20 protein-coding genes are annotated in these 19,323 nt (G+C 45.5%); 10 read left to right on the top strand and 10 right to left on the bottom strand.

Features of this window, described 5'->3' with window-relative positions:
• The first annotated feature begins 135 nt into the window (after positions 1-135).
• On the top strand, positions 136-987 hold the full coding sequence (locus tag J4N42_RS14585; protein WP_252032891.1) for an SIS domain-containing protein: 852 nt from the start codon (positions 136-138) through the stop codon (positions 985-987).
• 29 nt (positions 988-1,016) lie between these two features.
• Here the strand turns inward: J4N42_RS14585 and J4N42_RS14580 are convergent, their stop codons facing one another.
• The 5 genes from J4N42_RS14580 to J4N42_RS14560 all read right to left on the bottom strand — a co-directional run bounded on the left by J4N42_RS14580 (position 1,017) and on the right by J4N42_RS14560 (position 6,713).
• Positions 1,017-2,408, bottom strand: coding sequence for a glycoside hydrolase family 1 protein (locus J4N42_RS14580; protein ID WP_252032889.1), 1,392 nt, complete (start codon positions 2,406-2,408; stop codon positions 1,017-1,019).
• Positions 2,409-2,547: 139 nt separating this feature from the next.
• On the bottom strand, positions 2,548-3,942 hold the full coding sequence (locus tag J4N42_RS14575; RefSeq protein WP_252032888.1) for an O-antigen ligase family protein: 1,395 nt from the start codon (positions 3,940-3,942) through the stop codon (positions 2,548-2,550).
• Between the two features lie 264 nt (positions 3,943-4,206).
• Positions 4,207-5,181, bottom strand: a complete 975-nt coding sequence (locus J4N42_RS14570) for an alpha/beta hydrolase (RefSeq protein ID WP_252032887.1) — start codon at positions 5,179-5,181, stop codon at positions 4,207-4,209.
• A 192-nt stretch (positions 5,182-5,373) separates the two neighbouring features.
• The gene (locus J4N42_RS14565) at positions 5,374-6,405 is read right to left on the bottom strand and encodes an HlyD family secretion protein (protein WP_252032886.1); all 1,032 of its coding nucleotides are present in this window, start codon (positions 6,403-6,405) and stop codon (positions 5,374-5,376) included.
• Positions 6,402-6,713 (bottom strand): Mg2+ and Co2+ transporter, encoded by a 312-nt coding sequence (locus J4N42_RS14560; protein ID WP_252032885.1) that lies wholly within the window; start codon positions 6,711-6,713, stop codon positions 6,402-6,404. Before J4N42_RS14560 ends, J4N42_RS14565 begins: the two co-directional genes overlap by 4 nt.
• Positions 6,714-6,906: 193 nt before the next feature.
• Between J4N42_RS14560 and J4N42_RS14555 the strand changes: the two genes are divergently transcribed.
• Positions 6,907-7,797 (top strand): LysR family transcriptional regulator, encoded by an 891-nt coding sequence (locus J4N42_RS14555; RefSeq protein WP_252032884.1) that lies wholly within the window; start codon positions 6,907-6,909, stop codon positions 7,795-7,797.
• 65 nt (positions 7,798-7,862) lie between these two features.
• Here the strand turns inward: J4N42_RS14555 and J4N42_RS14550 are convergent, their stop codons facing one another.
• The 4 genes from J4N42_RS14550 to J4N42_RS14535 all read right to left on the bottom strand — a co-directional run bounded on the left by J4N42_RS14550 (position 7,863) and on the right by J4N42_RS14535 (position 11,425).
• Positions 7,863-8,333 carry a DsrE family protein gene (locus J4N42_RS14550; protein ID WP_252032882.1) on the bottom strand — a complete coding sequence of 157 codons (471 nt, stop codon included), beginning with the start codon at positions 8,331-8,333 and terminating at the stop codon, positions 7,863-7,865.
• 39 nt (positions 8,334-8,372) lie between these two features.
• A complete protein-coding gene (locus J4N42_RS14545) occupies positions 8,373-9,089 on the bottom strand; it encodes a DsbA family protein (RefSeq protein ID WP_252032880.1) in 717 nt (238 codons plus the stop codon).
• Positions 9,090-9,363: 274 nt separating this feature from the next.
• Entirely contained in the window at positions 9,364-10,767 is a 1,404-nt protein-coding gene (locus tag J4N42_RS14540) for a sensor histidine kinase (RefSeq protein WP_252032879.1), read from the bottom strand.
• Positions 10,745-11,425, bottom strand: coding sequence for a response regulator (locus tag J4N42_RS14535; RefSeq protein ID WP_252032877.1), 681 nt, complete (start codon positions 11,423-11,425; stop codon positions 10,745-10,747). The genes J4N42_RS14540 and J4N42_RS14535 overlap by 23 nt, the downstream gene beginning before the upstream one ends.
• Before the next feature lie 158 nt (positions 11,426-11,583).
• Between J4N42_RS14535 and J4N42_RS14530 the strand changes: the two genes are divergently transcribed.
• Positions 11,584-12,084: a GlcG/HbpS family heme-binding protein gene (locus J4N42_RS14530; RefSeq protein WP_252032874.1), complete on the top strand. Its 501-nt coding sequence runs from the start codon at positions 11,584-11,586 to the stop codon at positions 12,082-12,084.
• Positions 12,085-12,174: 90 nt separating this feature from the next.
• On the opposite strand, the gene J4N42_RS14525 is transcribed toward J4N42_RS14530, so the two are convergent.
• Entirely contained in the window at positions 12,175-13,851 is a 1,677-nt protein-coding gene (locus tag J4N42_RS14525; RefSeq protein ID WP_252032871.1) for a flagellar assembly protein A, read from the bottom strand.
• Between the two features lie 311 nt (positions 13,852-14,162).
• On the opposite strand from J4N42_RS14525, the gene J4N42_RS14520 reads away from it, so the two are divergent.
• The 7 genes from J4N42_RS14520 to J4N42_RS14490 all read left to right on the top strand — a co-directional run bounded on the left by J4N42_RS14520 (position 14,163) and on the right by J4N42_RS14490 (position 19,202).
• Positions 14,163-14,600: a hypothetical protein gene (locus J4N42_RS14520; protein ID WP_252032868.1), complete on the top strand. Its 438-nt coding sequence runs from the start codon at positions 14,163-14,165 to the stop codon at positions 14,598-14,600.
• Positions 14,600-15,586 carry an efflux RND transporter periplasmic adaptor subunit gene (locus tag J4N42_RS14515; protein ID WP_252032865.1) on the top strand — a complete coding sequence of 329 codons (987 nt, stop codon included), beginning with the start codon at positions 14,600-14,602 and terminating at the stop codon, positions 15,584-15,586. Before J4N42_RS14520 ends, J4N42_RS14515 begins: the two co-directional genes overlap by 1 nt.
• A 279-nt stretch (positions 15,587-15,865) precedes the next feature.
• On the top strand, positions 15,866-16,708 hold the full coding sequence (locus J4N42_RS14510; RefSeq protein ID WP_252032862.1) for a LysR family transcriptional regulator: 843 nt from the start codon (positions 15,866-15,868) through the stop codon (positions 16,706-16,708).
• Positions 16,709-16,811: 103 nt separating this feature from the next.
• The gene (locus J4N42_RS14505; RefSeq protein ID WP_252032859.1) at positions 16,812-17,531 is read left to right on the top strand and encodes a hypothetical protein; all 720 of its coding nucleotides are present in this window, start codon (positions 16,812-16,814) and stop codon (positions 17,529-17,531) included.
• A 104-nt stretch (positions 17,532-17,635) separates the two neighbouring features.
• Complete coding sequence (locus J4N42_RS14500; RefSeq protein ID WP_252032857.1) at positions 17,636-18,025, top strand: glycine zipper family protein; 390 nt, start codon at positions 17,636-17,638, stop codon at positions 18,023-18,025.
• A 353-nt stretch (positions 18,026-18,378) separates the two neighbouring features.
• Positions 18,379-18,759, top strand: a complete 381-nt coding sequence (locus tag J4N42_RS14495; RefSeq protein WP_252032856.1) for a hypothetical protein — start codon at positions 18,379-18,381, stop codon at positions 18,757-18,759.
• Positions 18,756-19,202 (top strand): hypothetical protein, encoded by a 447-nt coding sequence (locus J4N42_RS14490; RefSeq protein WP_252032853.1) that lies wholly within the window; start codon positions 18,756-18,758, stop codon positions 19,200-19,202. The genes J4N42_RS14495 and J4N42_RS14490 overlap by 4 nt, the downstream gene beginning before the upstream one ends.
• Positions 19,203-19,323 lie beyond the last annotated feature (121 nt).

Genomic DNA, 19,323 nt, shown 5'->3' with positions numbered 1-19,323 from the left:
AATGGAATAATATGAGAATAAATTGCTTAACCTAACTTAATAAACGTAGATTAGTATTGATAAAGCAGAGAGTTAGGCTAAATAGCGATTATTTTTGTCTTGGAATAATTTATTTCAAATAATTGGGATTTTGTTATGTCAGTAGTAAATAAAATTGTCACTAGAAGAACTCAATTGTCTGCGAGCGCACGAAAAATTGCTGATTGGGTGATTGCCAACACAGAAACAGCGGCGTCATTGACCAGCCAAGAGTTAGCCCATGCCACTGATGCTAGCCAATCCAGTATTGTGAAATTTACTCAAAAGATAGGTTTCAAGGGATACAGCGAATTCAAATTTGCATTAACTGAAGAACTTGGTCGTAAACAGGCTATCCAAACCACGCCGCTCCACAGCGACATCCTTGCCGATGATCCTTTCGCTGTAATTTCTCAAAAATTAGTGAAGGCCAAAACTGATGCAATGTTTCAAACAACGAATGCTTTGTCTTTAGATACCTGTGCAGAGGCGATCCGTCTACTTGACGGAGCAAATAGGGTCCAAGTCGTTGGAATAGGTGGCTCAGCTCTGACCGCTAAAGAATTCAGCTTTAAACTTCTGAAGCTTGGTATTACCGCTCTCACCGAACAAGATAGCCATGTTCAAATTGCCATCGCTCGGACCTTAACGCCTCAGGATGTACAGATCGTGATTTCTTTTTCTGGTGAGCGTAAAGAGATCTTGGCGGCCGCAGAAACAGCAAAAGAACAAGGTGCAAAAATCATCGCACTCACCTCACCACGCAAAAGCAGATTACGTAATATTGCTGATTTATCATTCGCTACCATTGCTGATGAAAGCCAGCATCGGAGCTCGTCTATTGCATCGCGCACTGCACAAAATGTGATTACCGATTTGCTGTTTATTGCCTTGGTCCAACAACGAGACGAATCCGCGCGAAAACTTATCGACGACATCAGTTCCGATATTCGCCAGATTTCAAGCTAAAAAAGCGGAGCCATACGCTCCGCTTATCACTACTCTTTGAGACTACCACCGTTGGTGCGAATTACCTCTTGGTACCAAAAGAAGCTCTTTTTGCGCTTTCTTTCCAGCGTCCCTGAACCGTCATCATGGCGATCGACATAGATATAACCATAGCGTTTGCTCATCTCGGCAGTTGAGTTGGCCACCAAATCGATCGGCCCCCAACTGGTGAAACCCATAAGTTCAACGCCATCCAGTACCGCTTCACGAGCCTGCACTAAGTGGTCGTTCAGATACGCTATTCGATAGTCATCGAGGATTTCACCTTTCTCATTGACTTCGTCGCGTGCGCCCAAACCATTTTCAACGATAAATAACGGTTTTTGGTAGCGATCGTACAAGAAGTTGAGCAGAACCCGCAGACCTTTCGGATCGATCAACCATCCCCACTGGCTTTTCTCTAAATATGGGTTTGGCACACTATCGACGATATTACCGACTTCTTTTTGTTTCGGATCGGCACTGGCGCATCCGCTGGCATAATAGCTAAATGATACAAAATCAACGCTGGCGGAGGCGATGATTTCTAGATCACCCTCTTCCATTTCAATCTTAATACCGTTTTCACGGAAATAGCGCAGCATGTAGCCAGGGTATTTTCCTCGTGCCTGTACATCCCCAAAAAACAACCACTTGTTGTTTTCGTGCATCGCTGCAATCACGTCATCCGGGTTACAGGTATACGGGTAATTCAGAGCACCGAGCAGCATGTTGCCTATTTGGGCATCCGGAATGATGCTGTGACACAAATTCACCGCCTTGGCATTAGCAATAAGCTGATGATGAATTGCTTGATATATAGCTTGCTCGGAGGCTTCTTCAGGCAAACCCACTCCAGTAAATGGCGCATGTAGCGACATATTGATTTCATTAAAGGTCAGCCACAGCTTTACTTTGTCTTTGTAACGCTCGAACACCGTACGCGCGTAACGTTCGAAGTAATCAATCAGTTTTCTATCTGCCCATCCACCATAGTTCTCAGCCAGTGCAAATGGCATTTCATAGTGAGATAAGGTCACAAATGGGGTGATGTCGTATTTGGCTAGCTCATCAAAAATCTTGTCGTAATACGCTAAGCCAGCTTCATTGGGCTCTTGTTCATCACCATTGGGGAAAATTCGTGTCCAAGCGATCGATAGACGCAAACAGTTGAAGCCCATCTCATTAAACAAAGCGATGTCTTCTGGGTAGCGACGATAAAAGTCGATCGCTACGTCTTTGATACCATCAGTACGTTGATTCAAGGCTTGATGAGGGCTTAATATCCCGTTAGGCAACATATCAGATGTAGACAGTCCTTTACCGTCTTGATTAAACGCGCCTTCAACTTGATTAGCTGCAATTGCGCCGCCCCACAAAAATGAGTTTGGAAAAGTCGCCATAATGACTCCAATAATAAGAACAGATCAGTAAACGTATCCGAATCCAAAAATAAAAGATTGGATGAATATCAAGTTTAGTCAACTCTGACAGGCTTATGACTGTGTCAAAATAAACCCAACACAGCCCCATACGGAGCGATCAATGCTCTTTCGATAGCGAGCTGGCGTGTTGCTTGACGAATACACTGTTCGCCGTCGTCAAAGCAACAAGAATATAGACAGGCCAAGTAAAGCCTTGAGTGAGGAAAGATCCCGAGACACAAAAAGCGACGATCCCTGCAAATATGCCTTCACTCATCGCTGAGGAAATAGCAGGAAATTGTTCGCGCCGTTCGGCCACGGTATATAGCGTAGTTGCGGCTGTTTTTAGCATCACAACTATCATGATGATAAACAAAATTACGCCCAAAAAGCCGGTTTCCGCCAGCACACCAAACCATGTACTGTGCACCGCGTGATTCATGCCATCCCAGTGCGCACTGTAGAAAAAGTAGTTATACAAAAAATTATCTAACCCTACGCCCGTAAACGGGTTGTCCAAGGCCATTCTATATGCCGCGCCCCAAGCATAAATCCGCCCCATCGCCGATTCGTCTATACCATCTTCGGCCGCCCCACCTGATTGTCGGCCGTCGACCCCTGCAACCACATACAAAATGGCAAGGACCAGCATGCCACCAACCATCAACAAGGCTTTCGATTTCACTCGTCGATAGGCAAAAATCCCCAATACACTCGCAATCCCCAGTATTCCCCCACGGCTCTGGGTCGCGATAATGGCCCAAACAATCAGCAAGACAGCAACCATGCCAAAGAGCCGTTCAAATGTTGCGATTTTTGGAGTGAGGAACAGCGCTAAGGCAAACGAGAGTGGAAACAGCAATACCAAAGATAAGTCGTTGGGATCGCCCAACACCGATTGGAAGCTACGGCCAATTGTGACGCGTGTGCCTTCTACAAGGCCAATTCCCGCCAGCTTGTTACTGATCGCCACCAATGCCACCATGACACCTGCTAAGCAGAACATCCGTATCGCCAACTTAAAATGGCGAGGCTCAGTCAGGATCGATGCCAGTACCGGTGTCATGATCGCGATTTTCACATAGGTGCTAGTGAAATAACTGAGCGATGCCGGGCGATTGGTGGCGAACATCACTCCCAAAGTCACCGCGACAAAAAATAGATAGAAGCAGGTCAGCTCTTTACTGCCTTTCAGTTGGATATTCCTTGAAATAAAGATATGCCACGAGAAGGTAAACAACGTCGCTAACGACAGTAATAAAGGAATGCGGAACGGCATTAACATCGGGAACGCTTCGTGAATTCGAAAGTAAGAAAACACGATAAACAACAAAGCGAATAAGACAGGGAAACGAAGAGTAAACAGCACGGCAATCGGCACAAATGCAAGCCCGACAGATACAACAGGGTGAGGCACTAAATACCAAGCTAAACCGACAAACAACAGCGCCAACACCACCACAATAATATGATGGCCAGATACTGATTGTGTTGTGTAGCAAGATATCGCCATTTAATCCCCAAATACCTAAAAACGAATCGATTGTTTAGCCTCTACTCATCTATAGCAATCACAATGCCATGGTTATCCTTTTGTTTTATATAAACTAAATCCATCTTCATCGTGCAATTCTCAAATTGACGCGCAAATTGACTCCTTATAACAATCTAATCACAGCGCTTTCTATTCAAAATGAAACAGCCCCATGGGCTTTAGCGCATGGGGCTGACTGTTTACCGTGTTATTGCTTGGACTAACGGTTTCAGGAATCAGAAACTATTGAGTCACACGCTCAATAAACTCAAGCATTCGTTGCTCAATTGGCTGACGTAATCCATCCCCCGATAGCGCTACCGAGCCTGATGGATAAAAGTGGCTGGCTCCCGGAACCCACGAGTATGAGTAATCCACACCGACCTTTTCATAGTGCTTCAATAATTCTGGTGTACCAATAAATGTAGCGGGTAAATCATACTGACCTTGGAACATTAATATCGGGCTAACAGCGTTACCGTCTTGAACGGTTTTCTTGATATCGAAGCCTATCTCTGCAGTTCCTAGCATCATAATACCGGCCACTGGTTCCTGCATTCCATGTCCAACATTCAAACTGGTAATCGCACCAGCCGAGAATCCACCAATCACGATTTTTTCTGGGTCAATGTTGTAGTCATCGGCATGGTCTTTAACAAAACGAACTGCGCTACGTAAATCTTCCGCTGCGGCTAGCACCGTGTTCTCAAGAATTTCTACATCTGAACGTTTAGCGAAATCCAGCGCCGGTAACCCCATTAGAGAACGCACGATATTCACTTGACCCTGCATATTAGGTACAGGATCCATGTTAAGCATTTGCTCACTGTAACCTTCTCGAGTTGGCGTTGGCTGCTCCGGAGCAACTCGATAATCAATAGTAAAACACGCGTACCCCTGCTTAACGAACGTTTCGCAGTACTCTTTCATCGACGTCGTCTGAGCCCCTTCCATCAAATACGGGTTATGTGGGTGACCTCGGTGATAAGCGCCACCAAACGTCATAAAAATCGCTTCAGTAGGTTGTGATTGAGTATTCTCTGGCAAATATACGTCCATCCATAGATCTCGAGGTTGTACAACGCCTTCCAGCGTTACATCACCTTGCCCGTAAATCACACCTTCCATGACTTGATAATCACTGGCTACTGACACACCAGAAAAGCCTACACACACAGACGCTACCACAGCAGTAGAAAGTTGATTGAACTTGAACATATATACCTCACTTGGGATAAGTTAATCGCTGAGTTATTTGCTATGTGTGCAATATACCAATCAAAAAAACGTAGATATAACCAGTTATGGTGGGGTTAACCAAACAAAATAAGTCCATTAGCGTTTTAGATTTTAGGAAACAAAAAACGGCCTATTAGAAAACTAATAGGCCGCTCGAGATGTAAAGTTGAACTACAAAGCTTGTAAATAAGACTTGGCTGCGGTTAATCGAACGCCAGCTCCACCGATAATGTCTAAAAATCCGAGTAGCCGATGCGGTTTATCAGCACTTATCCATGCCGATCCTGTTGCGCCAATGGGCATCAATGCCATGGTCGCTGAATCCATTTCTAAAATCACGGTTCTGCCTACCGGCGCTGAGCCCATCATAATATGCCCCGCTACGCGCTGCTCTATAGGCATCAAGCTTCCCTGAGCTTCTCCGGTCGCATTGACAATACTGTGCACCTTGGCTCGAAAAATTTCTCCTGGGTAGCTGTCAACATAGAACTCACTAAACTGCCCAGGGCGGATATTCTTATAAGCCTGATCTGGGATGCGCATTTCAATAAATTTCCGATTAATATCCCAAAGGTGTAACGCCCCGACACGAGATCCATCAGCAATGAATATATGGGTCACCATGCCATCAAACGGTGCTGTCACTGTTAGCCGTTCATGTTCAAACTCTAAATTGCTCAGCCTAGCTTGTAGGCCGGTAAACTTGGCTTCTAATACCGCCAGCTCTGCCTCAATTAACTCGATTAAATCACCTGATTGTTCTACGTCCTTTTTGGTCGCATGTTCTTGAATATCGACATTACGCTTGTGGTTTCGTTTCGCTTGTCGCCACTCTACCTGTTTAGCTTCAATCGACTTTGCGATCTCCGAAATACCCGCTTCCACTTCAACAATCGCGGCGGCAATCTTGTCATCTCTCAAGGTGTAGAGAACCTCGCCTTTTCTGACTTGCTGATTATGGTCAATGTAAATGCGGTCAATTTGCTGACCAAATGCTGGTGACAAAATCGCATGTGGTGCTTTGACGGTCGTCGAGTTGGTTAGATCGGCCGGTGAGTAAAAACGGTGGGCAAAGAACAAGCTCACCATCAACAGTGCTCCAATCAAGGTTGTCGCGAAGTAGTTACTAGGAGTGCGTTTTAGTACGTTAAATTTAAACAGCAACCACACCAAAAGTATGTAGGGAAGCATAATCTCTTTCATGAGCGAGCCTCCTTAATCCAGCCTTGAACCTTATCCCAATCAGTCACTATGGCGAGCACGGCTAACACCCAAAGCGGCTTCCAAGCTAACCCTAAGATACATAACCAAAAGACCAATTTGGCTTGTCCTAAACCCAGTTCTTTGGCTTTAATTTTCGGTAGTGAATGTATGTACCAGAGTTTTTTCAAAACCCAGCACAAAAGCGCTGCTGTAAAGATGACAATCGCCCACATAAACACTGGTGTGTCGAGCAAGGCATAAACGGTTGGGAGCGAGTCGTAAGTTAAACTTGTGTTGTGGATTATCATAAATCCTACCTCAGATGTTGCCTTAGTTTCGTCCTGTAGAACTAAGTTAAGTAAGAGATAGCAACCAAAATGCGTTCAACTTTTCCGTAGTGTATTTGGCGGCTATAACGCTTGAACCGCTATTTTACTGAGCTTCCCTTAGCACTTTTAACCAGATATGATGGGTTATCCCCTCCAGATAGAGAGCCTAGTGATGTTCACACGTGATCAAATTATGAGTTTCTGCGCCGTGTACGAGCACGGTTCTTACAGTGCGGCTGCTCGAGTGATAGGCCGAGACCGCTCAACAGTTCGTGAACATGTGACCATTTTGGAAGACAGCATCGGTGTCGACCTGTTTGAAATTCAAGGGCGAAGTGCTGTCCCTACCAATACAGCTAGGCAGCTGTATCCAAGAGGGGTGGCTATTGCTCGTCAGATAGAAGAGTTTGAAAAAGCAGCGTTCAATTCGTTTGATCAAGAGCTACTGACTCTTAATATCTACCATGACGCAATGATTCCCGCTTCTCTGATTGCTCACATAGAGAAAAGCGTTCGCTCTCAATACCCGCAAACGCAGCTAAATTGGTTGCACCGTAGCCGACACGAAGCGATGGAAGATCTCACCAATGGCCAAGCGCACCTAGCACTCATGCCAATCAAAATGATGGTGCATCCTGATAAAGAAGTGAACTTCATTAACTTAGGTCGAGTGCCTTTGTCAGTTTATACTGGCATCGATAACTCATTAGGAAAGAAACAATCTGTTCGTCTCGCCGATCTGCAATTAGATAAGCAGTACATCCTAGAAAATCACCATGATGCCTCACTGCAAGGGGTGAAAATATCGCCCGACTACAGTGTAGTGAGTAATAACGATGTTGTGATCGAGCTATTAAAGCTCGGTGGGTGGGCGGCGTTACCAGAAGAACTGGCTGCGCCTTTTTGCCAAATGGGGACACTGACTAAAGTCGATAGCTATGAGCTCGCCAGCACCCTCAATTACAATATTTGTGTGTTCTTTTCACCTTCATTGGAGCATAACCAAATTATTGCCCATGCTCTGAATGAAACTCGTGAATACTCCAAAGTTCACTTACGCTAAGCTTTAATTCTATTAGGTGATGTCTACACTGAACTTCTATCGTGTAGGCATCACCTCGTGGCGAGCTACATACGAATAAGCACGTAACCCTTTTCTTGATATGCTCGTATAGCCATTGGCGCTCGCTCAACTACTTCTACGTGATCAGCAAAGTCACTGGCGTCTTTTCCATACCAAGAAGCGTGGGTTGCACACACTTCAACGCTAATCCCATTACTCACTAGCGACTGGGTTAAGTCGTGAACACCACTTTGAGAGCCCTGATTCTCTTTCAGTAACGCAAACTGTTCCGAGCCATGGCTTACCACCGCTACTTCAATGTTTGGGTGCTTAGCTTTGAGCGTATCGGAAAAGTGAGAAATCTGGTTAAGGATTCCGGTAAACGTCCCCTCTTCCCATTCCATCACTTCAAACACCACCCCAACCGGAGGAGAATCACTGCTGATGATCTCAGCCACCTGTTGCTCGCTCTGTGCAAACGCGAACGAAGACACCAGCATCAGCCATAAAACGGCCAGTTTTTGTAAACATTTCATCACCAACTCCTTTTTTGTAAGTTGCACTAAATCGACGGATTATTTGGCCTGTTCAAGTTTCTCTGCCACTAAAGGTTCAAGCTTGTTGTATGGAAGATAACCTTCAACAATTTGGCCGCCTACAATCATGCCCGGTGTCCCTCGTAGTCCTAAGTCAACAAACAGCTGGTAGTTCTGCTCTAGCAACTCGGTGGTGTTAGGGTCAGTTGTAAGCTGGTCTGAGACATCTAAACGTTGAGCGATTTGGTTCAGTGAAGTCATATCGTGAACGCCCGATTTTTTGATAAGCATCTCATGTGCTTGTTGGTAGACATCGCGCTCGCTTTTCCACAAGTTCGCCGCCAATATCGACGAGTTCATGACATTTCCGCGCTCACGCAACGGCACATAAATGTTGATGACTTTAACATCCTCAGGGTATGCCTCGGTCAGCTGATTCAGCACAGGATCCAAACGTTTACAGAAAGGGCAGCTGTAGTCGGTAAAGTTAATGATGGTTACCGCGGCATTTTCAGCACCAAACCAAGAGTGGCTTGGGTTGTTGTGCATGTAGTCGTGATATTTCTCCATCACATTGCCCGTCATGGCTGCTTGGTTAACGTATTGATTTAGGCTGTCATACAAGCCGTCAATGATGGTTGGGTTTTGCTCAAGCATGACGGTGATCTGTTTGATTTTTTCTTCTTGTGTCAACGCTAGCGCTAGAGGGGAGAGTAAAGAGGCGGCTGCCAGCGAGACAATCAGTTTAAGTTTCATAGGTATCTCTAGATGGTTGACTTAAGTAAGCAACTGCTAATTTAGCAATCAAGCCGATACTCTCACTTAGCCTTTTAGCTATCTAGCGAATAAATGTGTCTAATCATTAGAATTATCGTATTTATGAAACATGAAAACTGAATGAAAACCACCAATCAATCCCTTTATTTATAAGGTTTGAGCGATATTTTTCACTTATTGAAAATTTACGTTTCTTAACAACCAGAAGGGAAAACCTTGGCGCTAAAGGCACAACGCCAAGACAGAACAGTGACTAACGAGGCAAAGTTAACATAAACACACTGCCTTGATTTCTCTGTGACTCCACCGATATCGTGCCCCCCAAACTACTAACCATGGCAGCTGCTAAAGATAGCCCTAGCCCATATCCACTGACGTTACTTCGGCTTGTATCGACTCGATAAAGGCGTTCGAATACCAAGTCTTGGTACTCAGGAGCAATGCCGATTCCATTATCAATCACACGAATCTCTAACTGGTTATTCCCTCCTATAACGCTTTCAAGCACCACCCGACCACCTGCTTTAGTGTACTTAATTGCGTTATCAACTAAGTTAACCAACACTTGCGTGAGTTTGTCTGGATCAGATTGAATCAGGCGGTCAGTTGTATTACCAACGGCTAAGCTCACCCCTTTCTCATCCGCCACATCTTCATACCAACTGACCACGGTGTTCATTATGTCTCGCACGTTGGTGTCGATTGATTGCGCAGCTCGCTTTCCGATCAGCTCATCATTCAGTTTCATTAAAGCCGTTAACATATTGCTGGCCTGAGCGGCATGCTCTGAGCAATCGGCTAGTGCACTTTCTAGAACCTTAGGCTTGTTTTGGGAGGGCTCATGCATTAATGCCTGTTGTGAGGCCAATGTAATACGAGATAACGGGGTGCGAATATCGTGAGCAATTGCATCCACAGTCGTATTGAGAGTAGTTGTGACGTGTTGCAACCGACCGATGGCTTGATGAACACTATCACGAATAAGACCTAGCCCTTGCGTTGAAAGGGGAGCGGCGCTAGGTGTGTCTAAATCCAATTCACCGGCACGTAATCGCTCCAGCAAGGAACCCAAAGTGATTAACGGTGAAATCGTCCGGCCAATAATGATATAGGTACAGATGCCTGTCACCACCACTAGCATTAACAGAGCATAGAGGGTTAGGAGCCACTGTTTTAACGCAATGTTGTAACGTGCATGATTATCAAGAACCAGCCAGAAATCTTGCTGTTCACCCGTCAACTTAATCGCCATATACGGGCTGATAATAAACGCTTGAAACCAAGATTTATTGTTGGCTACGTACGTTGCTAAGTCATTCTGAGCGGGAATATTGTCATCTCCAGAGACGAAAATGACGTCACCAGAGCCCGCTTTATCGACAGAAAATGCAGCCACATTGTTTTCAGTCAAACGGAGAGGATTTGCAACCAGAACATGCTCTAAACGCTGAGCAGAGTCGTAGGTCAAAATTCGCTGATACTCCGTAGCCATTGAGTTCATTAGCTTCTTTTCTGTCTGGTACAAATCGTAAAAGAAGAAGCCACCGACCACAGCTTCTATGACCAACAGGCATGCTAATAGCACTGCCATAAATCGGCACAGCAAAGCCCGCTGAGTCTTTTTAAGAGCAGCATCAATGGCCAGATTTGAGGACATAGCCGACTCCTCTTAAGGTATGAATCAGAGCGGAAGAAAAGGATTTGTCTACCTTGCTTCTCAGCCGGCACACCAAGACATCCACCACGTTTGTTTGTGGATCAAACTGATGCCCCCATACCTGCTCCAAAATAGCGGTTTTAGAAATGACTGTTTCTGGGTTTTCCAAAAACTGCTTCATCAACATAAACTCACGTTGATTGAGTGGAATAGTTTGCCCGCTGCGGCTTAAAGAATGTTTAAGCAAGTCTAAACATAATTCATCGTACTCTAAGACATGAGATTGCTGAGCAATGTGTTTTCCTCTGCGGCTAAGAGACTGACACCTAGCCAAAAGCTCAGGAAAAGCAAAAGGTTTGATCAAGTAGTCATCAGCCCCAGACTGCAGGCCTTGAACCCTCTCTTCTACAGAGTGTTTGGCACTAAGAATAAGAACCGGAGTGCTGTGCCCTTCCCCTCGTAATTGAGACAGCACTTCGAAACCATCTTTGCCAGGCAACATAATGTCGAGAACAATCACATCGTAAGATTCTGTTATTGCATGATGTAAACCATCAATCCCATTCTCTGCGTGGCAAATCGAACAGCCTTCCTGCTGAAATCCATTAATTAGAAAACGGGCGATATGCGCATCATCTTCAATCAGTAAAACCTTCATCACTTTTCCATGTCATCGCTAACCTTTTATCTACTCTACCAATATCTATTCTCAAATTTAATAAACATTACAGCTTTGTAATGATTGGGAAAGTTGGAGGTAATACTGCCCTTGCTAGGATGCACTTACTGAAACAACAACGTCGAACAGGAGTTCACATGAAACGTCTAACACTAGCAGCCTTCACTTCTTCACTGATTTTCTCTACTACTTCCTTTGGCGCTTTCGCCAATGAAGCGCCAGCAACATCATCATTTAGTCAAATCTCTTCCAGCACCGCATTCTCACTGGCTCATGAAGCAGTTAAGCAATGTGAAGCGAAAGGCTACAATGTGACAGCAACAGTGGTCGGTGTGTCAGGCAATGTCATCGCGCAACTACGTTCAGATAACGCAGGTACGCACACGTTAGACAGCTCTCGTCAAAAAGCATTTACCGCGATGAGCATGAAACAGCCTACGGCTAATTTAATGAAACTTATCGCCGAAAAACCGATTATGCAGCCGCTACAAACTATGGATGACAACCTACTATTTCTCGCAGGAGGAGTGCCTATCACGATCAACAACGCTGTTGTTGGAGCGATCGGTGTCGGAGGTGCCCCTGGCGGTCACTTAGACGTGGAATGTGCGGATGCTGCCATAAAAGCAGTACTGTAAACGCCACACAGCCTTTTGTTTTTAGTGCCTAGCTAGCGCTAAAAACAAAAAAAGAGGCCATTTAGGCCTCTTTCTATCGTTTCTACCGCTCTACAAATCATGCTCTAACGCTTCTTCCCCCATCATAGAGGTGCATTCAATTTTGTACTGGTTGTACTTAAATACACTAGGGCCGTGAGAACGCTTAGTGGTGACCTTATCTTCCCCAAATTGAACCGTCACGTGGCTATACACTTTGTTTTTCGCTTCAATGGTATTGGTCGCTAGCAACGCATCAAATTCTTCCATCAAAGAGTCGAGCGCCTGTTTGGCTTTCTCTAGGTTGTCGTTTGACTCTTGTTTGAATTGCTCTATCTCTTGTTCTGCCGTTTCTGAACGTTCTGCTTTTGGCGTTTTTCTTAACTCAAGCTCTTTGCGAACCACTTCCATGGTCGCTTCTTGCGCGACTTTATAGTGGGCTTTGAGTTTGCTTAGGCGCTCTTTATACATGGCATATTTGGCGAAACCTTCAACATGAGTCGGCGTGTCCCCTTCAACGCCTAAGTTTACACACGTGACCTTGCCACCAATGCGCGCATGTCCACCACTCAGAGTACCTTGACGACCACCCGCATCACTGACGGTAATGTCACCCCCACTACGAATGGCATTGTTCAAGCAATGCACCGATAGTTCGATATTTTCTGCGGCTTGAAGTTCTGAATACTGTGCGTAGTTAGCCTTAATCGACCCACCAGACTTCACGACACAACTTTTCGATTCCCCTTCGGAAACAGTGTGGCCGATAATGCCCTTAGCCACCTCAATGTTACCTTGAGCTTGTACATCCGCCGATTCAATGAACCCTGCAACCGTAATTGAGCCTGTGGCACGCACCACCATATCGGATTCAATGTTCCCAGTGACGATTATCGATCCTTTAAACTTAACGTGCCCAGTTGCCACACCGATCTCTTTGAGACAAAGAGCGTTATCCACTTCTACGGATTTTTCTTTCAAGATCGGCATACCTGATAGGCTTGCAATAAGAAGATTAGGATCGGTTGGCGACACCTCCGAGCCCTTACTGGCAGAAAGGGCTTTGTCGTTACCTGGTTTAGGTGGGATGAGTTTACCTTGAACTGTGATACCCGGTTGCCCTTTGGTGGCGGGTACTCGTTTCATCAGATGATCACCAACATCGACAGTCACCGTTTCGCCCAAATCGAGCATGTCGACCTTGTCTTCTCCCTCGGCTTTCGGTGCGAGAACACGTTTAGTGGCATCTTCGACTAACGGAATAAACTTGGCATCTTGCCCTTGCACAGGTTCTTTGCCCTTGGCCACCGGCTGAATGAACACTTCACCCGCTTTAAGTTGATTACTCATCACAAGCACTTTCTTCAGCGCCAGTTTATTAATCCCTTTGGTGACATGAGCCTCAGCCAAAGCATGAACAATTTCATTGCCACGTAAACCGCGCCCGCCATACGCCCCAGTGATTTTCATCGAGGCCAGCATATCGTGGGAAGACAGTTCTACTTCGACCTGCGCGTTGCGCTGCTGGGCAATCACGATACCATCGTACGCGTCTTTTTTTAGGTCCTTAGCGTAGTTCACAAATCGATTCACATCATCTTCTAGCAACAATAAATGGGTCGCTTCTAGTTCCTCAATGGCTTCGCTAAGCCCTCGAGTATCAAAGCTCTGATCGACTGTTATCTCTGGCGATAGCCTTGCAATCACTTGCTTACCATCGTCCGACAATGAGACGAATTTCTTCCACATACCATGAACCTACTGCTTACAAACATCCATTTTCTTTCAGTCTATACAATTCAGTTTAGGCGCAAAATAAATCAGTCTCGAAATTAAGGCATATGTCACCCAAAGGTCGATGTACAAGAAGCAGTGTTCGAGTCCCGTCAAACTCTGCGAAAAAAGTGCGGCGCCATCCACTATCAAAACCACTGCATTATTAGTGCCACCTTCAAATTCAGCGCCATAAAAGCATTTTCCCATCATGGCGCAAAATGGTAATAACCACCTTTCCTTAGTGGTTAAATGGCAGCAGTTGATATAAATATTTAAGAGGTCACATGGCACAAGATATCTGCATCGAAGCCAAACCATCTTTCCTAAGCCGTCACAAAGTAAAGTTTGCGGTCGTGGCCGCTTTGCTTTTGATTGGTTTGGGGTCTGTTGGATTGAGCTCCGCGTTCGTGATTCATCATACCGACATTCCAAATTCGTACTGGACTACTACCTCCGTTCTCAAGCCCAAACTGCTCGATACTCCGGTTTTCATTGGTGCCCTGACCATGATAACCATCACAACATTGGCGCTGGTGATTTGGGGTTATTGGAAACTGCACTCTCTACCGAAAAAACACTCCGCGCACACCGGCCAGCCTAAATTGGTCTTTTGGTTATGCATGTTGGGCTTTTTCTACGGTTGGTTATGGATTGCCGCCATTATCATCGTTGTGATCGATTGGGAGAAACTGTCGAACGCAATTCGGAGGCTAACTCGCTAATGAAAGAACTTCTCTATCCCTATATTTTTATCTGCTGGTTGTTGTTAAAAACTGGCTTAGTAAAGAAAACCCCCACCAGCCTCACAACCATGGTCGTGGTTGGTATTCTGATGAACGTAGCAGTCTTTTTCGCGCACCGATTCTACTCCCCCGTCGATCTCACCGATTCATCCGTTGTACGTGCTCAGTCAGCCATTTTGAGCCCAGTAACAGAATCTATCGATCGCTACTATGTCGACCACAATGAGCGGGTTAAAAAAGGCCAGTTGCTTTACACCCTTGTCGATGATGAACAAGAAAATACTATTACCCAGTTAGAAGCCGATATCGCAGGTAAACAGACTCAGCTTGAACAAAACCAAGATGATTTGGCTCGCTTGAAGAAACTCGAGCACTCTGTCGCGCAACGAGATATTGATGCGGCCGAAAGCCAAATTGCGGGCTTAGAGTTCGAAATCGAGTCACTACAGGCGCAGCTAAAGCAAGCGCAGTATGAGTTAGGCTTATTGGAAATCCGAGCCCCATTCGACGGTGCGATTACAAGGCTTGATACCGCAGCAGGCTCGCGAGTAGGTAACCTGCAGATTTGGAACACCGAGAATAAGATGTTGGAAATGCGTATTCCCGATCAATTATGGAACCGTGTCAAAGCTGGGCAATTTGCTGAGTTTTATGTTGATGCCTACCCTGGGCACATTTTTCGCGGCCGAGTCCATTCGATAACGCTAGCAACCGGTGAAGCGCGAGGCACTCATTTGAGCCAAGAACCGGGGGTGGCTCAGCAGCTAATGAACAACTCTCGTAATATTGGCCGTACCGTTCTGATCGAATTTAGCGAACCTGAAGGCATTGAAATACCAATTGGCGCCCGTGGCTCAGCGTGGATAGCAACAGAAAAACCATTCGCGCTGCTTGGCCCTATCGACATGTTAGGTGCGGCAACCCTAAGGCTTAAAGCGATGAAAAGTTTCTTAGGTGCTTTCTAAAAGCAGCAACGACTCTTGGTAGGTTAAAAGCCCAGCATGAATGCTGGGCTTTTCAGTTTTCCTATATCTAACTTTTTACAGTGTAAACGGACAACCAAAACTGAGCGATGAGGCTAAGGTAAATTTGCCGCTAACACCAAAAAACAAAAGAAAAAATTGCTTGTGCTGAATTATTGCCAACATGTCTAATCTGGTTGAATGTTAATACTAAATACTTCATTGTTTTAGTGGTAATCATCCTAGGTACCAGTGGCGGCGCGATCCAGACAGGAGACTAAAATGGACTTAAATCTACTCACGACATTCTTGGCGGTATACAAGCACAGGTCGATCACAGTCGCCTCTGAAGAGCTAGACCTAACTCAGCCAGCAGTCAGCTCTGCGATCAAACGACTTGAAGCTGTTGTCGGAAAATCACTCTTCGTCAGAGAAGGACGAGGGATTGCACCCACAGGCGCCGCCGTTTCTTTAGCTCATAAAGTCGAAGACCCTATCAATATCATTAACAGTGTTGCAGAAAGCAGTGAAGCGCTCAATGTCTACTGTACAGAGAGCATGATTCCGTTTCTAGCGAACGTTGAAGGCGTAAATTTTATTGAGGCGCCACTGGATGAAGAACTGCTGTTCGATGCCCTGATCGCGCAAAAAGTTGATCTGGTCATAGACGTGATTTCCAATAAACGCCACTCATTGGTCGAAGAAATCCTGTTTGATGATGAAGCGGTATGCCTAACTCGAAAAGCACATCCACGCATAACTGATTCACTAAGTTATGAGCAATATTTCGATGAGAGCCACATTGCCTTAAAAGTCAGGCGCTCAGAGATGAACACCATTGATTTCCTATCAGACAAACCAATACAGCCAAGGAAAATCAGTATCGAAACAAGCTCCATTTCTTCGATGCTGATGCTTGCAAGTACTACCGACTACATTGCAGCCTCTACTCGCTCATTGGCTGAATTATTAGCGCCAAAGTTAAATCTAACCATCCATGCAATTCCTTTAGAGTTGCGCCCAATTAAGTTTCGCATGATCTATCATCGCCGATACGCCAATGACAACCAGCATATGGAAGTAAGAGACGCTATTAAATCAGCATTGCCCAAGGCTCATACATAAATACGATTAATTTCTTATCATAAGTCCACTTCGTTTATTCCTAGCCTCAGCCACTAAATAATCTCCAGTACTTGTTAACAGGTAAACAATACTGGAGAAAATTATGAAACTGTTCCGCCTACTTCCCCTATCCATGCTGTGTATGAGTGGTGCTGCCTTTGCAACCTCAACTCAAGTCTATCTAGAGCAGAATATCGCTTCTAACGCGGCAGACAACGGTACTTATACCACTGAAGCCGGTGCACTCATTGACACGTCTGAAAATGGCCAAGTTTACATTGGCTTCGATGATCAAGGCTGGTTGGCTGCTGGCTATGGGCATTACTTCACCCTTGCTGACGACTGGGGCTTGAACCTCTACGGTGAACTCGGCAAGTGGGAAACCGGAGAAGAAATGCTAATCGAAGCGACTGTCGACTTTCAGGCAACCGAAAACCTCAACTTGTTTACAGGTTATGGATACAACCGCTCAGGTCAGACCTTAGAGAATCTCAGTGATACCGCGATTAATACCAATCAATGGATCGCAGGTTTTGGGCTGGATATGGGGCAATGGGCTCTGGATTACACCTATACCCACGAAAATAGAGACGGATCCAATGGTGGTTTCACTCATGTAGGTGGAGAGTTCTACTTTAGCCAAGATTCCTATCGTACCAATGAGCACGAAGTCATTCTCTCGACTTCTATCGACCAATGGACGCCTTATGTGAAATACACCTACTTCAATACCCATGAAGGCGAACTCTCTCCCTCAAGTGCTCTGAACAATATTGTTGAAAACGACAGTATTTGGACACTTGGTGTGTCTTACGAATTTTAATCCAATCAAGTCTTAATTGGCAGAAGGAGTTGCCGGTTTCTTAAGAGGCCAATTCGATGAAACGCCACTCTTTACATCAGAAAATAATCAACATTAGCGCCGCCATGAGCATCCTTTTATTTTCAGCGCTTCCCACCTATGTTTCCGCCCATACGCTAGTGTTTGATGAATCACGCTACGACTCTGCGCAATTTCAGCAGGATCATAGTCAATGCTCAAATTTACTCGGCAAGGTTGGCAATCGCGAAGGAAGTGGCGCTGTTGAGCAAGGCGTGAAAAGAGGGCTACGAGGCGCTGCCGCAGGTGCGATTGCGGGCAGTGTATCGGGCAACTCAGGTAGCAGCGCTGCCAAAACTGGTGCCGCAATTGGTACCACAGTCGGCGTATTGTCAGGAGCCCACTCAAAAAGTGAGGCCAGTCAAACTAACCAGAAAGAACGCGATGATCTAATGCGTAATTGTATGAACGGCCGTGGTTACGAGGCTCTCAATTAACGCACTCACATTGTCGAGAGAAGCACGGCCAAGGTATCAAATACATAAATTTAATTTATGTTTAAAACAAAGTTCGCTGTCTCCAATGTTCAGCTCTGCAGCAGCATAATACCCATATCAACCGAGCACGGACAAAGCCTTAGGCTTCTCGGCTAACCCATTAAGCCACACGGATGTGATTTCCAAAATACGAATATAGGAACTCACATATGAACAGCACTCGCATACTTTCAATCTTGATGCTTGCCTCACTCGCATTAGCAGCAGTCGCTAACACCTGACGACATAACCTTAAAGACCATGTGTTAGATAACGACTTCTCTTTACCAGCAACGAATTGTAGGAAATTCCAAATGAAAAACTCTGTTTTTGCCCTCTTAGTTGGCATCACTGCATTAGGCTCCATATCTGCCCATGCCGCCCAGCATGACCACGACACTCTATTTAGCCAAGATAATGCCATTATGGCGGCGGCCGCGGTAGAAACCGTAAATCAATATTGTCTCGAGTACGGCACCATGTCGTCAAGTTACGTGGAGAAACAATCCGCTGTGATGCGAGAAACCATCGAAGGTTTGTCTGCTGATGTTCTAGGTGAAGAATTTCAATTTAGTGAGCAACACGAGATGTACCAAGAAGGCATCGCAATGGGTAAACAGCTAATCGACGAAGCCGAGCAAAAAGGCCACGTCAAACAAATGTGCACACAACCGACTCCGGAGACAACATTATGAAAAGAATTTTCGCCGCTTCGACATCACTGTTCACAGGGTTAGCTTTAGCATGTGGCGCACACGTGCATAATACCCTGCCACACTACGAAAATTATACAGAATCACTGGTGGCAATGTCGGTTTGCAAAGTAAATGAACATATCAGCGAAGAACAATCTGCTATCTGGTTTAAAAAGCTCTCATGGGTGGCTAATGGCACAGATGAAGAACTGTTTGAGCATTACACCCATTTTGCAGCGGATCACGTCAACAAAATAGCCCAAGATGACGAGATGCGCCCAAAGTGGAGCGAAGAATACTGCGCTGAACAATTCTATGACGTCATGGCAATGGACCAAGTAGTACTCGAAGAACTGTACGACGAACAAGAACTTGCCGATAGAGAATTCAACCGGCAAATAAAACTAACAGGACAAAATAGCAGCTCTCAAGAACGCAGCTAGTGCATGGCCTCACCGAGTCCTACAATGGCAAAGGGATTTGCCGCCTTTCGCGCAACACGAAGATCTTTCCCCAAAACAAAAGCTCACCAGCATTGGTGGGCTTTTTAGTATTCGAGCCATA

This window comes from Vibrio sp. SCSIO 43135 (assembly GCF_023716665.1).
GTDB lineage: Bacteria > Pseudomonadota > Gammaproteobacteria > Enterobacterales > Vibrionaceae > Vibrio > Vibrio paucivorans.
The sequence above is the reverse complement of the archived record's forward strand: the minus strand, read 5'-3'. Positions and strand labels throughout refer to the sequence as shown.

What these genes read in the sequence shown, in the direction of transcription:
- J4N42_RS14585 (WP_252032891.1), top strand. Translation starts at nt 136, where the DNA reads ATGTCAGTAGTAAATAAAATTGTCACTAGAAGAACTCAATTGTCTGCG.
- J4N42_RS14555 (WP_252032884.1), top strand. Translation starts at nt 6,907, where the DNA reads ATGTTCACACGTGATCAAATTATGAGTTTCTGCGCCGTGTACGAGCAC.
- J4N42_RS14530 (WP_252032874.1), top strand. Translation starts at nt 11,584, where the DNA reads ATGAAACGTCTAACACTAGCAGCCTTCACTTCTTCACTGATTTTCTCT.
- J4N42_RS14570 (WP_252032887.1), bottom strand. Translation starts at nt 5,181, where the DNA reads ATGTTCAAGTTCAATCAACTTTCTACTGCTGTGGTAGCGTCTGTGTGT.
- J4N42_RS14495 (WP_252032856.1), top strand. Translation starts at nt 18,379, where the DNA reads ATGAAAAACTCTGTTTTTGCCCTCTTAGTTGGCATCACTGCATTAGGC.
- J4N42_RS14565 (WP_252032886.1), bottom strand. Translation starts at nt 6,405, where the DNA reads ATGAAAGAGATTATGCTTCCCTACATACTTTTGGTGTGGTTGCTGTTT.
- J4N42_RS14505 (WP_252032859.1), top strand. Translation starts at nt 16,812, where the DNA reads ATGAAACTGTTCCGCCTACTTCCCCTATCCATGCTGTGTATGAGTGGT.
- J4N42_RS14500 (WP_252032857.1), top strand. Translation starts at nt 17,636, where the DNA reads ATGAGCATCCTTTTATTTTCAGCGCTTCCCACCTATGTTTCCGCCCAT.
- J4N42_RS14510 (WP_252032862.1), top strand. Translation starts at nt 15,866, where the DNA reads ATGGACTTAAATCTACTCACGACATTCTTGGCGGTATACAAGCACAGG.
- J4N42_RS14520 (WP_252032868.1), top strand. Translation starts at nt 14,163, where the DNA reads ATGGCACAAGATATCTGCATCGAAGCCAAACCATCTTTCCTAAGCCGT.
- J4N42_RS14535 (WP_252032877.1), bottom strand. Translation starts at nt 11,425, where the DNA reads ATGAAGGTTTTACTGATTGAAGATGATGCGCATATCGCCCGTTTTCTA.
- J4N42_RS14490 (WP_252032853.1), top strand. Translation starts at nt 18,756, where the DNA reads ATGAAAAGAATTTTCGCCGCTTCGACATCACTGTTCACAGGGTTAGCT.
- J4N42_RS14560 (WP_252032885.1), bottom strand. Translation starts at nt 6,713, where the DNA reads ATGATAATCCACAACACAAGTTTAACTTACGACTCGCTCCCAACCGTT.
- J4N42_RS14515 (WP_252032865.1), top strand. Translation starts at nt 14,600, where the DNA reads ATGAAAGAACTTCTCTATCCCTATATTTTTATCTGCTGGTTGTTGTTA.
- J4N42_RS14575 (WP_252032888.1), bottom strand. Translation starts at nt 3,942, where the DNA reads ATGGCGATATCTTGCTACACAACACAATCAGTATCTGGCCATCATATT.
- J4N42_RS14550 (WP_252032882.1), bottom strand. Translation starts at nt 8,333, where the DNA reads ATGAAATGTTTACAAAAACTGGCCGTTTTATGGCTGATGCTGGTGTCT.
- J4N42_RS14540 (WP_252032879.1), bottom strand. Translation starts at nt 10,767, where the DNA reads ATGTCCTCAAATCTGGCCATTGATGCTGCTCTTAAAAAGACTCAGCGG.
- J4N42_RS14545 (WP_252032880.1), bottom strand. Translation starts at nt 9,089, where the DNA reads ATGAAACTTAAACTGATTGTCTCGCTGGCAGCCGCCTCTTTACTCTCC.
- J4N42_RS14525 (WP_252032871.1), bottom strand. Translation starts at nt 13,851, where the DNA reads ATGTGGAAGAAATTCGTCTCATTGTCGGACGATGGTAAGCAAGTGATT.
- J4N42_RS14580 (WP_252032889.1), bottom strand. Translation starts at nt 2,408, where the DNA reads ATGGCGACTTTTCCAAACTCATTTTTGTGGGGCGGCGCAATTGCAGCT.